This is a genomic window from Cognaticolwellia mytili, assembly GCF_002104475.1.
Classification (GTDB): Bacteria; Pseudomonadota; Gammaproteobacteria; order Enterobacterales; family Alteromonadaceae; genus Cognaticolwellia; species Cognaticolwellia mytili.
Genome location: NZ_NBOF01000001.1, coordinates 306,587 through 324,700, shown reverse-complemented (window position 1 = coordinate 324,700; position 18,114 = coordinate 306,587). Strand labels below are relative to the sequence as shown.

17 protein-coding genes are annotated in these 18,114 nt (G+C 38.5%); 3 read left to right on the top strand and 14 right to left on the bottom strand.

The window, feature by feature from the left end; genetic code table 11:
• Positions 1–46: 46 nt before the first annotated feature.
• From rlmM to B7C41_RS01225, 4 genes are read right to left on the bottom strand one after another with little or no spacing between them, the layout of a single operon-like run.
• Complete coding sequence (gene rlmM, locus B7C41_RS01240) at positions 47–1,201, bottom strand: 23S rRNA (cytidine(2498)-2'-O)-methyltransferase RlmM (RefSeq protein WP_085296943.1); 1,155 nt, start codon at positions 1,199–1,201, stop codon at positions 47–49.
• Positions 1,202–1,206: 5 nt separating this feature from the next.
• A complete protein-coding gene (locus tag B7C41_RS01235) occupies positions 1,207–1,608 on the bottom strand; it encodes a DUF423 domain-containing protein (protein WP_085296942.1) in 402 nt (133 codons plus the stop codon).
• Positions 1,595–2,278: an alpha/beta family hydrolase gene (locus tag B7C41_RS01230; RefSeq protein ID WP_085296941.1), complete on the bottom strand. Its 684-nt coding sequence runs from the start codon at positions 2,276–2,278 to the stop codon at positions 1,595–1,597. Before B7C41_RS01230 ends, B7C41_RS01235 begins: the two co-directional genes overlap by 14 nt.
• A complete protein-coding gene (locus tag B7C41_RS01225; RefSeq protein WP_085296940.1) occupies positions 2,278–3,195 on the bottom strand; it encodes a transcriptional regulator GcvA in 918 nt (305 codons plus the stop codon). Before B7C41_RS01225 ends, B7C41_RS01230 begins: the two co-directional genes overlap by 1 nt.
• Positions 3,196–3,478: 283 nt before the next feature.
• Here B7C41_RS01225 and B7C41_RS01220 point away from each other — a divergent pair, with 283 nt between their 5' ends.
• Positions 3,479–3,745, top strand: coding sequence for a hypothetical protein (locus B7C41_RS01220; RefSeq protein ID WP_085296939.1), 267 nt, complete (start codon positions 3,479–3,481; stop codon positions 3,743–3,745).
• 128 nt (positions 3,746–3,873) lie between these two features.
• Here B7C41_RS01220 and tmpT read toward each other — a convergent pair whose 3' ends face one another.
• From tmpT to B7C41_RS01205, 3 genes are all read right to left on the bottom strand, one after another.
• On the bottom strand, positions 3,874–4,527 hold the full coding sequence (gene tmpT / locus B7C41_RS01215; RefSeq protein ID WP_085296938.1) for a thiopurine S-methyltransferase: 654 nt from the start codon (positions 4,525–4,527) through the stop codon (positions 3,874–3,876).
• A 66-nt stretch (positions 4,528–4,593) separates the two neighbouring features.
• Positions 4,594–5,646: a protease SohB gene (gene sohB, locus B7C41_RS01210; protein WP_085296937.1), complete on the bottom strand. Its 1,053-nt coding sequence runs from the start codon at positions 5,644–5,646 to the stop codon at positions 4,594–4,596.
• A gap of 189 nt (positions 5,647–5,835) precedes the next feature.
• On the bottom strand, positions 5,836–8,244 hold the full coding sequence (locus tag B7C41_RS01205) for a VolA/Pla-1 family phospholipase (RefSeq protein WP_085296936.1): 2,409 nt from the start codon (positions 8,242–8,244) through the stop codon (positions 5,836–5,838).
• Positions 8,245–8,523: 279 nt separating this feature from the next.
• On the opposite strand from B7C41_RS01205, the gene B7C41_RS01200 reads away from it, so the two are divergent.
• On the top strand, positions 8,524–9,261 hold the full coding sequence (locus B7C41_RS01200; protein ID WP_085296935.1) for a YciK family oxidoreductase: 738 nt from the start codon (positions 8,524–8,526) through the stop codon (positions 9,259–9,261).
• 117 nt (positions 9,262–9,378) lie between these two features.
• Here the strand turns inward: B7C41_RS01200 and fadD are convergent, their stop codons facing one another.
• The 7 genes from fadD to B7C41_RS01165 form a co-directional block, all read right to left on the bottom strand.
• Positions 9,379–11,034 (bottom strand): long-chain-fatty-acid--CoA ligase FadD, encoded by a 1,656-nt coding sequence (fadD, locus tag B7C41_RS01195; RefSeq protein ID WP_085296934.1) that lies wholly within the window; start codon positions 11,032–11,034, stop codon positions 9,379–9,381.
• A 169-nt stretch (positions 11,035–11,203) separates the two neighbouring features.
• On the bottom strand, positions 11,204–12,055 hold the full coding sequence (locus B7C41_RS01190) for an alpha/beta fold hydrolase (protein WP_085296933.1): 852 nt from the start codon (positions 12,053–12,055) through the stop codon (positions 11,204–11,206).
• 123 nt (positions 12,056–12,178) lie between these two features.
• The gene (locus B7C41_RS01185; protein ID WP_235839573.1) at positions 12,179–12,868 is read right to left on the bottom strand and encodes a M50 family metallopeptidase; all 690 of its coding nucleotides are present in this window, start codon (positions 12,866–12,868) and stop codon (positions 12,179–12,181) included.
• On the bottom strand, positions 12,861–13,241 hold the full coding sequence (locus B7C41_RS01180) for a hypothetical protein (RefSeq protein WP_085296931.1): 381 nt from the start codon (positions 13,239–13,241) through the stop codon (positions 12,861–12,863). The genes B7C41_RS01185 and B7C41_RS01180 overlap by 8 nt, the downstream gene beginning before the upstream one ends.
• Before the next feature lie 151 nt (positions 13,242–13,392).
• Positions 13,393–14,082 (bottom strand): tRNA (adenosine(37)-N6)-threonylcarbamoyltransferase complex dimerization subunit type 1 TsaB, encoded by a 690-nt coding sequence (tsaB, locus tag B7C41_RS01175; RefSeq protein WP_085296930.1) that lies wholly within the window; start codon positions 14,080–14,082, stop codon positions 13,393–13,395.
• A 137-nt stretch (positions 14,083–14,219) separates the two neighbouring features.
• The gene (locus B7C41_RS01170; RefSeq protein WP_085296929.1) at positions 14,220–16,163 is read right to left on the bottom strand and encodes an ATP-dependent DNA helicase; all 1,944 of its coding nucleotides are present in this window, start codon (positions 16,161–16,163) and stop codon (positions 14,220–14,222) included.
• Positions 16,164–16,302: 139 nt separating this feature from the next.
• Positions 16,303–16,638, bottom strand: coding sequence for a hypothetical protein (locus B7C41_RS01165; protein WP_085296928.1), 336 nt, complete (start codon positions 16,636–16,638; stop codon positions 16,303–16,305).
• A gap of 566 nt (positions 16,639–17,204) precedes the next feature.
• Between B7C41_RS01165 and hisG the strand changes: the two genes are divergently transcribed.
• Entirely contained in the window at positions 17,205–18,104 is a 900-nt protein-coding gene (gene hisG, locus B7C41_RS01160) for an ATP phosphoribosyltransferase (RefSeq protein WP_085296927.1), read from the top strand.
• Positions 18,105–18,114: the final 10 nt, after the last annotated feature.

Here is an 18,114-nt window from a genome sequence, read left to right as displayed (position 1 = left end):
AAAGAGCCGTTAGGCTCTTTTTTTATAACGAATGTGTGACTTTAAATTAGTTGCGTTGATTAACTCTGTGCACTTTATATTTAACAAATAATGTTATTTCATCACGATCATAATACAAGTGTTTTGCCTCGTAATAACAGTTTGGCAATGCCTCATGTAATTTTTCAAGTAGTTCTTTTACTATATCGTATTTTTTAGCCATAGGCAGCTTTAAGTTAATAACGGCTTCTCTACAATATCCCTCAGTAAACCAGTTGATAACCATATCTATTACGCGTTGTGGCTTTTCTATCATATCGCAAACAAGCCAGTCAATTGGGGTCTGATCTGGAATGCTCACTTTTTTACCTGCACCCGTTTCACGTACTATCCAATACACAGCCTGTTTTTGTGGCACATATTTGAAACCATCCATCATGCGATGTTTAACTTGCCCGGTTTCCATTAATGATTCTGCCATCGGGCCATTATCAATAGACGTAACCATCATACCACGACGAACTAGTTGATAAGTCCAGCCACCAGGTGCTGCGCCTAAATCAACGGCAGTCATGCCGGAGGTTAATCTGGTTTCCCACTCATCGCGAGGAATAAAATGTAGGAATGCTTCATCTAATTTCAATGTTGAACGGCTTGGCGATGCGTTGGGGAATTTCAAACGCGGAATACCCATCACATGCGCTGATGTATTGTGCACCAGAGAGAAACCAAAAATAACTTCTTTGCCCGAAAGAAATAAAGCATGCAATATTGCACCTTCTTTATTGCTCCCCTCTTTATTACCTTTTTCGGTCAATACTTTATTTTTTCTTAATGCTTGACGCAAAGGTACTGCTAACTTACGGCAAAACTTAGACAGTTCTTTACCGTCATTAGTATCAGGGGTTTCCATGCGTAAATCGGCATACTGCCATTCGCTACCCAATGCTTCAACAATGGCTTCAACACGATTATAGTCAGGTAATGCAATTTTTTCAGTTACGGTCATAAACCATTGACGAGCAAAAATAAGGCGTCGTAATGGCATACTTTTCATTAATGTCTCACCATCTTCGGGGTTATTCAAATGAAAATAAACCACACCTTGGTTTTTTGTCAGTTGCAAGTAACCATACACTTCGCTCCATGCCGCTTTTTCTTGAATTTCTGCGCCACATTCTTTTTCGAATCCTGGGCGACAATATAAAACTATTGCAGTCATTTAAATTAATTACCTAACTTATGTTGAAACATTTTGGCACCTGAAAAACCGAGTAACAGCCAAGCAAGTGCAAATGAAAGCCCACCTGAAGGGGCCAGTTTTCCGATCATCGTCAGATCGAAAAATGTTTTAATATATAAACTACCACTAAACAATATAATACCTAAGGCAAAAAATATCGCGGAAAATATCAATACAATGTTGCTATGAACTTTGTATAAAATAATCGTTAATATTAATGCAAGTGTATGAATAAATTGATATTGAAGTGCTATCGACAATCTATCTTGTAGCTCAAGTGGCAACGCTTGTCCGCCATGTGCTAACCAAGCGCCGAATAATACCGAAAAACAACCGCTGATACCAACAAATAGTGCCAGAAGTTTCGCTATACTAGCTGCATACATCGATAAACTCCTTTATTTTAAGCACTGCTGAATTTCTATGTTGCTCAAGCGTGAAACCAGACTTTACTCTTGGCTTTAAGTCATGGTCCCCATCATTAAAATAGTGTACTTGACACTTAGACGGTATTTCATAACTTTCAATCTCACTTTTACTGCCCAGAGCATCACGATCACCTTGTAAAATCAAAACTGGTAACTGTGTTTCTTGTAATGGCGTTAAACGTAATTTATCTAGTTTTTTAACTGGATGAAATGGGTAGCCTAAACAAATCACACCTTTTACTTGGCTATCCAACATAAGGTCTTTATCACTTGCTATCGTTGCAGCTACTCTACCACCCATTGATTTTCCGCCAATAAAAATAGGTAATGAACTATTCATGCTTGCTAGCACTGACTGATAGCATGCTATGAGGCTTGGCATTTTATCCGGTGGTCGTCTTTTTCCATCAAGTTTTCGCTTATCCATGTAGGGGAAGTTAAAACGCAACACATTAATTTTTTGATTGTTCAGTAAACGATTAATTTCTGAAATGTACTCATGTTCCATATCCGCGCCAGCACCATGGGCAAAAATAACTAATGCTTTAGCATCATCAACTGTGCTCAATAGCTGACTAGCTGTTGTTTTATCAATCACACTGTTTGTTTTATCACCGCACTCAGTCATTATACAATTTGTCCTTCTTCCAATAGCTCTTGTTCATCCGCAACGGTTTTTAATACCCACTCACGAAACGCTGCAATTTTACCTATTTCGAGTTGTTGCTCTCGACAAACTATGTAGTAAGAGTTTTTACTTACTAGCACATCATTAAATGGGCAAACTAATCGACCTGCATCAATATCAGGTTTGGCTAAAACACTATGCGCTAGCGCAACACCTTGACCATGAATTGCCGCTTGTACCACCATTGCAGAATGACTAAATATCGGGCCATGATTTACATTTGCCCCTCGTACATCAACATGCTTGAACCAACGTTTCCAATCTCTTCGTGAGGTATCATGCAATAGCGTATGGTTGGCGAGATCTGCAATTTCATCTAAAGGTTTCTTACCCGTCATTAACAGCGGAGAGCAAACAGGAATCAAATACTCTGTATGTAGTTGCTCAGCATGAAAACCGCTCCAGCGCCCTCTTCCGTAATAAATAGCAAGATCAACATCCTCTGTTAATGAGTTCTCGGGTTGGTCAACTGCTTTAATACGCACATCAATATCAGGATGCAATAAATTAAAAGTATTCAGTCGCGGTACTAACCATTGAATAGCAAAACTTGGCTGCATACTTACTGTAATAGCGCCTTTTGCCCCCCGGGCTAAAAGGCGCTCTGTCGCTTCATGCAAAGCGTTAAAGACATCTTTTATATCAAGGTAGTAAGACTGTCCTTCTTCTGTCAACAAAAGGGAGCGGTTTTTACGCATGAATAACTTTATGCCTAAATTTTCTTCCAAAGCTTTTATTTGATGACTTATCGCCGCTTGAGTAACGAATAATTCTTCTGCAGCACGGGTAAAACTTAATTGCCTTGCTGATGCCTCAAACGCTCTTAATGCGTTTAGTGGCGGGAGTCTGTTAGCCAAATTACACCTATAACTTTATGTTGATGGAATGCATTCTGCTGCATAAACCATCACTTTACTGACATAAGTAGTCAGATTAGTTTTTCTAATGGATAACATTATAAATTGTCATTTTAAAAGTTACCAGCTTTACCGTAATATACTCGCCATAGATGAAGGACTTCATCTTTGTCCCGTATTGAACGGGTAGAAAACAAACAGGTTCCCAACCCTTGTTTGCATGTGAAAAGAAAAAGTCCCAAAACATCTATAAGGACTATTGACGTTTTATTACAGGTGACTTATGAACAACATTTTAAAATTATCGGCTATTGCCGTTTTAGCTTTTGTGGCGAATAGCAGCCAAGCAACAGAGTTAGTAAAAGTACAAGCAACTAATACATTTGATTTTATGGAAATGGCTAAAGTAAATTTAGCACAATCTATCAAGTTGAATACGGTAGAAATAAACACTATCGAAATTAAGACTCATGCACAAGTTGCTATGACGAACACTAAAGCTAAAAAACACAACGATGAAAGCGTTAAAACTTCATCACTAGCCGAATAAACATTATTTCGGTAGCAAATTAATTTCTCTAGAATTAATGCTCGCAAAGAAAGGTGCCTTTTGGCACCTTTTTTGTTATTTCAGCAATACTAAAGTGCACTTACTTTACTCCGAACTAATCAGCCCGATTAATCAACTAAGGAAATGATGTAGAGTTTTTCTTGTAAATAATCAACATCAAGGCTTCGTTGCGCGAATTGCTTATCCTTTAACTCATTAGTCGCCACACAGGTTACTTTGAAGCCTGAAAACAGTTTTTCTACATCATCAGCTGTAATGGCAAATGGTGGTCCTTTTAGCTGCTTTGATGGAAATTCAAGTGTGACAAGAAAGAGTCGTGTACAAGCAGAAAAAAACGTTTTTAAATGCTCTACATATTTTTGCTGCATTGACACAGGTAAAGCGATTAACCCAGCTCGATCATATATCCAATCAACATTGCCAATTAGATTTGTAGATAGGCCAAAAAAGTCACCTTGTAATAAAGATAGTTGTGCACAGGAATATTGTGTGAAATCACCAATGTGCTGTTGCTGATACTCGAACCCATTATCGAGAAAGAAGTCACGACATGCAATTTCGCTTAATTCATTGCCAGTAACACGGATAAACTGCGCTAAGTATGCCATATCAAGTGTTTTGCCACATAAAGGCACGAAAACATGCTTATCTGAAGCTAAGCACATAGACTTAAAATAATTGGTTAAAAAAGGGTGCACTTGCTGTTGATGAAACCCTAATGCGTTTCGTTCCCAACACTTATGCCAAAAGCTACTTTCCATGGTGAATGCCTAAATGTTCAAAACTATGACTCAGTACACTACTAGGTGTACTGAGTATCTCCGATACTAACTAGGAAATATACGATTGTTTTGCCACACTTTGCTAATAATCGTGTCAAAAGACAAAGATGCCGCTTTTGAAAACTTTTCCGCTAAACCTTTCTTAGTGGCATATTTAATTTGCACAAGCTTATGAGTTTTACAACGCTCCTGCAAGTAATCATCACTGGTTTGTAACTCATCAACTAAACCTAAGTCTTTAGCTTGTGTGCCAAACCAATGTTCACCCGTCGCAACTTTAGCAATGTCTAATTCTGGTCGATGTTCACTAACAAAGTTTTTAAATAGCACATGAGTATCTTCTAACTCTTCAACAAACTTCTCACGACCTTTGTCAGTATTCTCACCAAACATGGTTACTGTACGTTTAAATTCGCCGGCAGTAAACTGTTCAAAATCAACATCATTCTTTTTAAGTAGTTTGTTAAAATTTGGTACTTGCGCAATAACTCCAATAGAGCCAATAATGGCAAATGGCGCAGAAACTATTTTATTTGCAACACAAGCCATCATGTAACCGCCACTTGCCGCGACCTTATCTACTGAAGCCGTTAATGGGATATTATGCTGGCGAATACGGTCAAGTTGTGACGATGCTAAGCCATAACCATGAACCATACCGCCGCCGCTTTCCAAACGCACAAACACTTCATCCGTTGGTTTGGCTACGGTTAAGATAGCACTGATTTCTTCACGTAGTGAACTCACTTCTTTTGCATCAATACTGCCATTAAAATCAATAACAAATAATCTAGATTCAACTTCTTTAGCGTTATCTGAATCATCCTTAGCGGCTTTCTTATTTGCTTTAGCTTGCTCTTTCTCTGCTTTCTTATCTTGTTTTTCTTTATTTTTTAATTCTTCTTTTGTCAGCAAAAAATGAACAATATCTTCTTCAACTTCTTTATATTGTTCAGATAAATCAGTTATCTCTAATTCGCCCGCTTTACCCCCTTGCTTCATCGCTGAAGAAGCGATAACGGCAATAATAGCGCCAACAGCAACAACAAAAGTGATCGCTTTAGCTAAAAATAATCCGTACTCGTACAAAAATTCCAATGGTTTTCTCCTAGGACAACATTCAGCCGTGTTTAAAACAGCTATTTATCAAATAATTATTAACTTGATATGGGGGACAAAGTTAGTAATTAAAAGGCCTAATGCTTAATCTTATCATTCTGTTAACTTTTTAAAGTTAAAAAAAAACCCTCAAAAGAGGGTTTTATAAACAATAACGCTAATCAGCTATTATTGCTTTACTACATCTGGATCAGTTATTTTTATCAACTGTCCCATTGAAGCGAAAAAAGTTGCTACTTGCGTTTGCATTTCTTGTGTCGCTTTAGCGCTTAATGCTGCATCTGGTGATGCTGCATTAGGGCGAGGGTCTAAAATTGAACTATGATGACCATTAACAAACCTAACTGCACCTGAACCATTTGTGTCTCCACTTACAGGCTGCAGGCCTAGTAAAGCAATTGCTGGTTCAGTTCCGCCCATAGGTGTAAATGGCGCTGTATTAGTTACCGTTTGATCCGAAAGATTATCAACACCATTACCGACAACTTCAATTAAATGTGTTGGCGTATTGGTTGCCGCAAGCGCTTGCACATAAGCTACAGGATCACCTGAATCAGTCACTGTTTGCGCTGCAAAAGTAAACTGTGCAAAGCCAGCATCTAATGGCGCTTTTTGCTCAGCAGTCAATGCATCATAGAAGTTAAAGTAGAAAGCACTTAATTGTTCTTGCGTATAATCAGCCGGTAAATTCGCGGCAACTAAAGCTGCAAACGCTGGTGAAAGCTGTAACGCTAAGTTAGATTTCGCTAAACCTTCAAACGCAGGAGACTCTAAACCAAAGTTAGCTAACATTAAACCAGGCATCGCTAAAGAAGTACTGGCGATTTTAAATAAGCCATCAATTTGTGGGTTTAGTTCGGTATTTGCTAAGCCAACCGTATTCATGCCATAAATACCACCTAAAGAATGCCCTAGTAAGTGCACTTTAGTTGAATCTATTTTTATCTGGTTACCTTCACTATCAAAACCACCTAGAAAGTTCATTCCTAAACGTAAACCTAGTAAATCAGCCGTGCTTTGACGAGTATTATCTCGCATGGTCAACATACTAGCTAAATTGACATAATGTAATGTTGAAACAGTACTAGTATTAATGTCATCTACACCGTCACCATTTAAATCAAAGCCTCGGCTACCATGCAGAGGCTGATCAATAGCAATAGTTGCTATGCCGTATAGTGAAAGTAAGCCGGTAATCGGTAACATTTGCTCTTTAGTTGAAGTAATACCGTGCACTAACATCGCAACCGGCCAACCATTTGTAGGCTCTTCTAACGCCGGCAGTTGCATACTTGCACGAACAGCATTGGCGACTGCTAAATCAGGTGTTGTCATTTGCACATCAATTGGCAATACTGCGCGCGTTACTGGAATTGGATTGAACTTGGTCAAGTTACGCTCTGTATCAATAGCGAGAACTGAGCTCAAATCACGTAAACCAAAATTCATACAAAAACCGTCATTTTCATCTAACGGACCTGCTGGAATAGCTGCAGGGTTTGAAGCCGCTAGACCAGCAAGCGTTGCTCCTGAATCACAACGTGCGCGCCACCAATCATTAGCCGGTGCTAATGGATTTTCTGCAGAAGGAATACCCGAATAATATGGTAAATCAATTTTGCCACGAATATAATTAGCTGCTGAATATAAAGGTACTAATGAAGCGGGAATATTGTCACCCAAAACATTAGCCACTGACATACCTGTGTCAGCTACACCAATAGCAGGAATACCTTGTTGTGCATTAGCCAACATTTGCGGCACACCGGCAGCCATAACAGCTTTTACCGTACTTAACACTTTCGTGGTTGATTGTGTTGTCATTGCTGCACTATAAATAATAGTATCACTGTCAACACCTGCAGCTACCACTGCAGATTCGTAACTATTGATAGTTTCTTGCAGTGCTAACTGTGAGACACTTCCAAGCGGTAATGTTTCGAAATCTTGACGAGCTAATTCATAAGTTGTAGAGCCAGCAACAGCCTTGCCATTATTATCACGAAGATTATTAGTCATCACCATAAGATAAGTTGTTTCTGCCTTAAGTGGCTTCATCGGTACAACAACAATACTATTACCCGATTTTTGTGTAACAAAATCTTGGGTGTAAACTAATTCACCAACAACTTTACACGCTAATGCACGGTTAGCACCTGCACAATCACTATCGCTGGCATCGCCAGTCATTACGGCTTCAAAAATTCGAACTGATGCGGGATCAAAAACGCTGTCACCATCTAATGATGTGCCCTCTGGGAATTCAATATCGAGAGGGAAAGGTTGAGAAATAGACCAGCCATCCAAAGCACTAATGGCCACAAAAGGATCAGCACCATTTGTTGGATCTGCTACTGGAATATTTAATGTACCATCAACGGTGCCTGAAAAAATCAAATCATTCGGAATAGAAAGTCCGGCAGCACCTTTACTTGGGTCAAACTTAACACGCGCTGATGGAGTTACAGCACTACCATTATCAACGACTTCTTTTTCAACGTCTTTTATAGTTTCGCTGCCACATGCACTTAAACCTAATGCGCTGGCAATTGCGAGACCGAGTACTAGCTTTTTCATTTTATCTCCCCACGGACTAATCTTTTATTTTTATAGACTTAACTATTTTAAGAATATGTTTTTATTGTTCTATAATTTTGTTGACTTTCATACCTATTTTAACGTTTATTCAACTTGTTAGACCAGTTAAAGTTAACTCAAGAGTAGCTCAAGTGCTAGTGATTTTTTGATTTATTAACAGTTTTTGTTAATGAATTGTCGTTTAAAGTCGAAAACACTCGTCAGCATAGTACTGAAAGTAGTAGAATTATCAGCAAATTTTATCAGCAACTTATTTACATGTTTGACTATTCAATTACTCCAGAAATATTAGCAAATAAAACTATACTTATCACCGGTGCTGGCGCAGGTATTGGGCGCCAAGCTGCATTAACTTATGCTGAGTTAGGCGCAACCGTCATACTATTAGGTAAAACTGTTGCAAAGCTTGAATCCGTTTACGATGAAATATTAGCTAGCGGTTACCCTGAACCCGCCATTGTTCCGCTTGATATGAAGGGAGCAAGTAAACAAAATTACATCGATTTAACCTCAACAATAGTAGGCCAGTTCGGTAAGCTAGATGGCGTATTACTAAATGCTTCTATGTTGGGTGAGTTGACGCCTTTTACACAAGTTAACGAGCAAATATGGCATGACGTAATGAAGGTTAATGTCAGTGCGCAATTTTTACTTGCTCAAGCATTAATACCAGGATTATTAAAAGCAGATAGCGCTTCATTAGTTTTTACTTCATCTGGTGTGGGCAGCAAAGGTAAGGCATATTGGGGAGCTTATAGTGTTTCCAAGTTCGCCACTGAAGGCATGATGCAAGTTATTGCTGATGAATATGAAAACAGTTCACTTAGGACTAATGCGGTTAATCCTGGGGCAACTAATACTAATATGCGCTCAAGTGCTTACCCTGCAGAAAACAAAAGTAGCATAGCATCTCCTGAAGATATTATGCCACTTTATGTTTATCTAATGTCTGATGATAGTAGAGCTATTAATGGTCAGTGCTTAAATGCCCAATAATGGTTCTTACCAAGTATATTCTTATGCTTAGCATTACTTACTAATCGTTCATAGCAGTAAGTAAAACACACCGTCATTCATGCACATGTGTTATACCGTTCATCCTGAACGGTATAACTAGCGAAGCTCTCGACGCAATATTTTACCAACATTTGTTTTTGGCAAATCATCACGAAACTCAACAAGTTTTGGCACTTTATAATTTGTTAAATTTTCACGGCAATGAGCAATCAAATCTTTTTCAGTTAAATTAGGATCTTTGCGCACAACAAATATTTTCACTACTTCACCGGAGGCTTCATGTGGAACACCAATAGCAGCAACTTCTAATACACCTTCATTACTGGCAACAATCTCTTCTATTTCATTAGGGAAAACATTGAAACCAGAAACGATAATCATGTCTTTTTTACGATCAACTATTTTAAAGAAACCATTCTCATCCATACAGGCCACATCACCAGTCGCAAGCCAGCCATCTTTTAAAATTTCATCTGTTGCTTCTTGACGATTATAATAGCCCTTCATTACTTGTGGACCTTTAACTAACATTTCGCCTGCTTCATCGACACCAGCTAAGCTACCATCTTCTTTAACAATGCGAATATCAGTAGAAGAAGCAGGCAAGCCAATGCTACCACTGTAATGCGCTTGATTATAAGGACAAAGCGTAACTAACGGCGCACATTCAGTTAAACCATAACCTTCAAGTAAACGTGTATTAGTGACACTTTCCCACTTTTCAGCTACAGGACGTTGCACCGCCATACCACCACCAAGTGATAGTTTTAAATTAGCAAAATTAAGGTCGCTAAAGCCCGGTGTATTTAATAAACCATTAAATAAAGTATTTACCCCGGTGATCGCTGTAAAAGGATAGCGCGCTAGCTCTTTAACAAAGCCTGGCATGTCACGTGGATTGGTGATCAGTAAGTTAGTACCACCTAGCGTAATAAAAGTTAAGCAGTTAGCCGTTAATGCAAAAATATGATAAAGCGGTAAAGCCGTTACTACTAGCTCTTTGCCCTCTTCTAATTGCGGCTTAATCGCAGCTTTAGCTTGTTCTAGGTTAGCGACCATATTGCGATGCGTTAACATCGCACCTTTTGAAACACCTGTAGTACCGCCGGTATATTGTAAAAACGCTAAGTCTTCACCCTGAAGTTCAACTGGCACAAATGTCGATTTATAACCTTTCACGAGCGCTTTATTAAAAGATATCGTATTAGCAATGTTAAACGCTGGTACCATTTTCTTAACGTATTTAACAACACCGTTAACAACGGCGCCTTTAACAGTGCCTAGGCGATCACCAAGCGACGTTAAAATAACTTTTTCGACCGGAGTTTTATCCAACACCTTTTCCAAAATACTGGCAAAGTTTTGAATAATCAAAATCGCTTTCGTATTAGAATCTTTTAACTGGTGTTCTAATTCTCGGGCAGTATAAAGTGGATTAACATTGACCACGGTTAAACCCGCAATTAAGGCACCAAATAATGCGATAGGATATTGCAAACAATTCGGCACCATGATGGCAAACTTGTCACCTTTCACTAAACCTAAATCATTTTGTAAATATGCAGCAAAGGCGGTGGCTTGTTCAGCAAGTTCACGATAACTAATTTCCGCGCCCATATTGATAAACGCACTACGTTCTGCATATACCTTGGTATATTTATGGAACATATCTACGATTGAAGCATATTTATCAGGGTCGATTTCATATGGAACGCCAGGAGGATAACTCTTTTCAAGCCAAATTTTTTCCACAGTGCCTTTCCTCTTTTATTTCTTATTCTTAATTTTAGTGGTACGTTTTATCAAATTTTCACTGGTCGATCCAGTAAATTTAAACACTTGTTTAAATTTAACTTCAAATCATTAAATTCATTATAGTAGAATCGAGTGAAAAACTTGTTCAATATATAGTCACACCTTACTAATTAACAAATTTAATAATTAACTTTGCCATCAGCTCTGGCTGTTCCATATGCACATGATGACCACCGACAAGTTCATGAACCTCTAATGATTGAAATAGTTTACGGAAGTCTTTCAACCCAACCGTTACCATATCCATGCCCTTATTGCCGTATAATAACTGCGTTGGCAGCTTAACGTCTGTAATAATTTGTTGAGCTTGAGGTAACGTAAACCGGTATGGCGATGTTGAACGTAAACGGCTATCCGAACGCCACTTATAACCCAACTCGGTAGCTTCAAGACCTCGATTAACAATCAGCTGTGCATTTTTTTCAGATAAGTCAGACACTAAGGTTCTCGCTTCAATCGCTGACGCAATACTCGGATGATAACGAATACTACTATCTCTGCGTGATAAGCGACTTAGCATACCTTTACGCAATTGTGTGGTGGTTTTTTCACTGTTCAGTGCTAATAAGCCAATTGAATCAATTAAGCTTAGTGATTTTACTCGCTCAGGAAAAGCAGCAACAAATGCAGACGCAATCATGCCTCCCATAGAATGAGCAACAATATTAACGTTTGACCATTGTTGTAATTTAAACAGCTGAACTAGGTCGTATATCCAATCAATAAAATGATAATGCGCATCCTCACTGCGATGGCTTGAAAAGCCATGGCCTGGCCAATCAATCGCAATAACATGATAATCAGCTAAATATGGCATCAGTGGTTGAAAACTCGCCGCGTTATCCAACCAGCCATGTAAACATAGCAATAGCGGTGCTTGATCATTGCCATTAGTTAATGCTGCAATTTTTTTTGAGCCCAAGTTAAATGCTATTTCTTTTATACCGTCAGACAACATATTTAACCTCAATAAACTTTGTTTAACTCAATAACTATGAAAAAGTTTATGAATTAGGTGCAAAAATATCATCCAATTCACACAAATTTATCAACTGATAAATTAAGGGTTTATAAACTAGCGTTAGAATTTAGTTTTACTTAATCGATAAGTCACAAATACCGCAGAAATAAACCATATAGAAACCCAAACAATTTCAGGGATTAAGGTAATGTCAGCTAATGCCGCGCCATCACCTCTAGCTTGTCCGTCAAGTAAATATAATGGGCTCATTAAACTATTAATTAATACCAATAAGCCTGTCACTTGCAGCATTTTTTGCAAACTCTTATGCGATGAAAACCTAACTTGTGCGGCAACCAACAGTATTAATACTAATACTATAAATAAGGTCAATATATCCCTAACCCATAATAAAATACTGCTACTGAGTAAGCACAATAAAATAATTGAAAAAACTCTAGCAACATTACGGTGAACAGACGCTAAAGAAAAAAGCAAACCGCCCCAAATTATTGCACCGCCGTACCCCATAAAGCTAATCAAAAATGACGAACCACCACGAGTAGTGCATAAACCTGCACCATTAGGGAATAGCTGTATTTGCACAATAGTGCCACCGGTAATTATTGCAGTTAAGCCATGGCTAATTTCATGAAAATAACTTTCTAGCCATTTAAAAGGAATAGAAACTAGCGGAATTTGTAAAACAATAATGGCAAAAATAAATAATAACCAAAATTGATACCTTTGGCTAAAACCTAACGTGTGATTATCCGATGATTGGGAGGCTTTCTTTGAAAAATCAAGCAAACAAGTCAACGCCAAATACTTGTTGAATATTATCGCGTTGAGCAATCGAATCAACAGACTGATAAGCAGCAACTGCTGACTGATTTTGATTTGATGGTGCATCATAACGACTATTGCCGTCATTTGAGCCAGTAGTTTGCTGTTGATTATTGCCGTTGTTATCAAGCTGCAATTGTTCACGTTCAATCAAAGCAATAGCTTGTTGATCAACATCGAAACGTTGTGGTGAACTTGTATCAGGTTGAAGTTTTTGAGCTTGACTTTCTTCTTGTGCAAGTGTTCGAGTACGCAGCTCTCGGGCTTGTACTGGTAAAGTATTACTAGGTGCCACAATGGATTTAGTGGCTAAATTAGTGTTATTTGTTACTTGCATAAGAGTTAATCTAACAAATTTTATTCAAGGTTAAAATATTTTTATATTTAAAGCTTAGTTTATCTCAGCATTAGTTCGACACTACGAATCATAACTTAATGCAGTTTTAAACTGCTTGATGGGGAAACTAACCTTCATCAAGCAATTGCAGTTATTCACGACCTGGTAATTTTTTCCATGAAACAGTATCACGAACATACTTAGGCTGGGCATTTTCTGCATCAACACTATGCTGAGAAAAATCGATCTGCCCTATAGCCAACATTGCTTCTGCCGTTGGAAATAATATTTCAGGTGAATCAGGGTTCGATTTTAATGCGGCTAAATCCTTATATGCATCCCACCCCGTTCCGACACCGTAAGCAGGTATAGCCATATCATTATAATATTGCGCTACCAATTCTGGTTTTAATACAGCCTCAGCTGTTTTAGCCTGCATCACACCTTGTTCATCTAATTCAAAATAGCAGGTATAAACTTCAGACATACGTGCATCAATTACAGCGATAACGCTTCTTTCGCCTTTTTCAATGTAAGCTTGTTGTGCCATCGCTTGTAACGTTGAAACACCTCTAGCACGCAACTGCGCTGAGAAGGCTAACCCTTGTGTTACCCCGATACCAATACGCACACCGGTAAAACTGCCTGGCCCTTGACCAAAAATAATACCGTCAAGCTCAGCTAACTTACAATTAGCCTGTTTTAATACGCTATCAACCATAGGTAGTAAACGTAAACTATGAGACTGAGGGCACAGTTCATATTCGTTAAATTGTGACTCATTAAATGTTATTGCGACTGAACAAGCTTCAGTAGAGGCATCGATGGCCAAAAAATTCACGTCAAAAAAACCTTTTAAAATTTGTATTATTGCTTGCCGGCAAGTTTATCATTAATTTTTGCCGTGGTTGAGCAATCTTTGCGTTAAGACTAATTTATTACAACATTTAACTAATATACGGCATTAACCGAAAAAAGTTAGCCCAGTTTTGAGAGAAAATTTGCGGCCTGTTTAATGTCTCGGCTGCGTTTCATTTCAGGTAAACTTTTTAAAAATACTTCACCATAAGGACGATTCACCAATCTATCATCACAAATAACTAATACGCCATTGTCGCTTACATCGCGAATTAAACGACCAACCCCTTGTTTTAGCGCGATAACCGCTTGTGGTAATTGAATTTGTGCAAAGGGGTCTTTACCTTGGCGCTTAACATCTTCGCTGCGAGCTTGTAATAACGGGTCATCAGGAGAAGCAAATGGCAACTTATCGATAATTACACAGGTTAATTTATCGCCACGAACATCAACACCTTCCCAAAAACTTGCGGTGGCAAGCAACACGGCATCAGCTTGCTCAACAAACTCTTCAAGTAACTTACGTTTACCCATTTGCCCTTGAACCAATAAGCGATTATCAACCTCTTCAGCTAGTAGTTCAGCCACTTGATGCATCACACGATAACTGGTAAACAGCATAAAACAAGCGCCTTTACTGGCTTCAATTAACGGTTTTGCTAAATCACTTAATGCTTTTGCCCTGTTCCTATCATTTGCTGCCGGTAAATAACGTGGAATAACTAATTGTGATTGTTTGGCATAATCAAATGGGCTATCAAGTAATAAACTTGCAGAATGCTCTATGCCTAAATGACTAGAGAAATGTTGGAATGCGCCATCAACCGCCAACGTTGCAGAGGTAAAAATCCAACCTGCACCTGACTCTTTTACATAATGTCCAAATTTATCTGCCACCGATAATGGTGTTTTATGTAGCACGACATGACGAGGTGTGGTTTCATACCAAAAGCTCATGCCCATAGCATCAACATCGGCCATCACTTCGTATTGTGTTAGCAAATTAACCGCCCGGTCGAAACAGTTATCAATCGCCTCATTGCGCGAAACACAAAGTTTGATCACTTGATACAAAAAATCTAAATCTGTTTTCAACAATGTGAAGGCATGAGAAAAGCGTTGTTGTTTGTGTTTTTCGCGCCAATTACCCCGTTCGGGATCGTAGTTAAACAATAAACGAAATTCTTGGCTGGTTTTTAATAACTTTTCAGCCGCTTTACCGAGTTGTTTAACATCGGTTAATTCACTGCGATAAACTTGCAAGACATCAGTGCATAAATCCAATAATTGCCGAGTTGAAAATGCTTCACCAAAATACTCACTGGCAATATCTGCAATTTGATGGGCTTCATCAAATATCATCACATCGGCTTTGGGGATCAATTCACCAAAGCCGCTATCTTTTAGCGCCATATCAGCAAAAAACAAATGATGGTTAACCACCACAAGGTCGGCATCAATTGCTTTTTCACGTGCTTTAATTAAATAACAATCATCAATATTAGGGCAATCTTTTGCCAAACAATTATCAACGGTACTGGTAACAAAAGGAAAAACCGGTGAACCTTCCATCACATTAACGACTTCACCAATATCACCACTACGTGTGCCATTGGCCCAAGAGCGAACTTTAACGAAGTCAGCTAATGTTTGTGCATCAAGTTGACCGCGTGAATTTTGATACTGTTCAAGGCGATAAATACAAAGGTAATTTGCTCGTCCTTTCAAAAGTGCCACTTGAGCATTACTCGCCAATGCTTTGCGAATTAACGGCAAGTCTTTATGAAATAATTGTTCTTGGAGGTTTTTTGTCCCTGTCGAGACGATAATTTTCTTTTGCCCTTGATCGCTTTCTGCATCGGCTTTATTGGCCAGTAATGCAGGTATTAAATAGGCGAAAGTTTTACCAGTACCTGTGCCAGCTTCAACAACGAGAGAATTTTTTTGCTCGATAGCCTTGGCAACTTCCATCGCCATATCAAGTTGAGCTTGACGAGGAGAAAAACCATTAATGGCTTTGGCTAAAGCACCTTGATGTGAAAACGCGTGTTCTACAGCACTCATTAGGAAATGATATTAGGGAGTTTGCACTCATTATACCCAAGCTACTTTGAGATGCGAGCCTAGAATTGAATAGAAAAATAGTGGGGATTAATATAACAATAATATCGAATATTACGTAAGCAGGACTGCACTGAAATTGTTAAACAAAAAGATCTAAATGAGGCTCATCATCTTTATCGTTTTTAATTTTTTCTTCACTGTCATCAAACAAGTCGACATTTTGGCCGGTATTATCAGAAGGTACAGCCGTTGGCTCAATAGTTTCATCTGCCGCAAACTTCGCTTGCTTTTGCTGTTCCTGCTCAGTTTTGTCATTTACCTGCTTGTTCAGATACAATTCATGATCTTCTAAACCTTGAAGGTCATCCGAAACACCATTTGCGGCAGCTTCTTTAGCTAGGGCTTTCACTTTTAAATTAGCCGGTTTAATGGGTACGGGGACAACACGTGTTAGCACTGTAGTGAAAATGTCCATTCTTACCCCCTTTTTTATTTCATTGTAGAAATCATATATCAATACATCCAAAATATAATCACTTTATCGACTAGATAAAACAAAGCTTTAACGTTCGCTACTTTTTCTTAGATAAAAACTTGACTAGCTTAGTTCAAATTATCATATCGATGTAAAATTAAACACTTGCCTTAGTAATAAAATCAACGTAATGTAAAAATCATAAATTAAAGTAGTTACTTTAATTTATGATTATTGCTTGAAAAAAAGCGAATAAAACTTACGCCTAATTAACTTAACGAAAAGTAGAGTAACGAACAAATGATAATAAACTTGAACGCCATCCATCTTCATCACCATCACACGGATTAGCTGCTCAGGTTTATTCGCTGAGGGGCTATGAACCTTTCAGCGGTGTAAGATAAATAAAAATTAATTTCTAAACCCCCGAAAGAGTTCACCTCTCTCGGGGGTTTTCGCATTTTTATGGGCTTAGAATTGTATATACATGATATTTTTTGAACAATTTTTACAACATAAAAAGCGAACTAATAAGAACATAATTTAAAATTTAATAGGAAAATAAAATGACAACAGAACCACGCTTACGCATCGCAATGCAAAAATCAGGTCGTTTAAGTGACGACACGCAAGCCCTACTAAAACGTTGCGGCTTAAAACTCAATGTTTCTGATCGCCGCTTGCTTGCGCATGTTACTAACATGCCAATTGATATCATGCGCGTACGTAGCAGTGACATTCCAGGCTTAGTCATGGACGGCGTTTGTGATCTGGGTATTGTTGGCGACAACACGTTAGAAGAAACGGCTTTAGAGCGTGAATTAATGGGACAAAAATCGCAATACATTCGAACTTCTGGCTTGAACTTTGGCGGCTGTCGTTTATCTATTGCCATGCCTGAAGGTTTTGATTATCAAGGCGTTGAAAGCTTGAATGGCTTGAGGTTTGCCACTACCTACCCGCAACTGCTAAACCGTTATGCGAAAGAAAATGGTATCAATGTCGATTTTTGCTTATTAAAAGGCTCTGTTGAAGTTGCCCCCCGTGTTGGTTTATCCGACGGTATTTGTGATTTAGTTTCAACCGGTGCCACACTAGAAGCAAACGGCTTAGTTGAAGTAGAAGAAATTTTTCGCTCTAAAGCTTCATTAATTCAAACATCTACCGCCTTAGCGCCAGAAAAACAAAGTATTCTCGATACCTTATTACCGCGTATTCAGGGAGTAATGAAAGCAAAAGAAAGTAAGTACATTATGTTACACGCGCCAAAAGACAAAATTGCTGAAGTAAGTGCATTAATGCCAGGCAAGGAAACACCAACTATATTGCCTTTAGCGGGACGCGAAGATCTTGTTGCCGTACACGTTGTAGCAACAGAGACCTTTTTTTGGGAAACGATGGAACAGCTTAATGCCTTAGGCTGTAACTCCATTTTAGTAATGCCAATTGAGAAGATGATGGGATAGCAGACCTTTC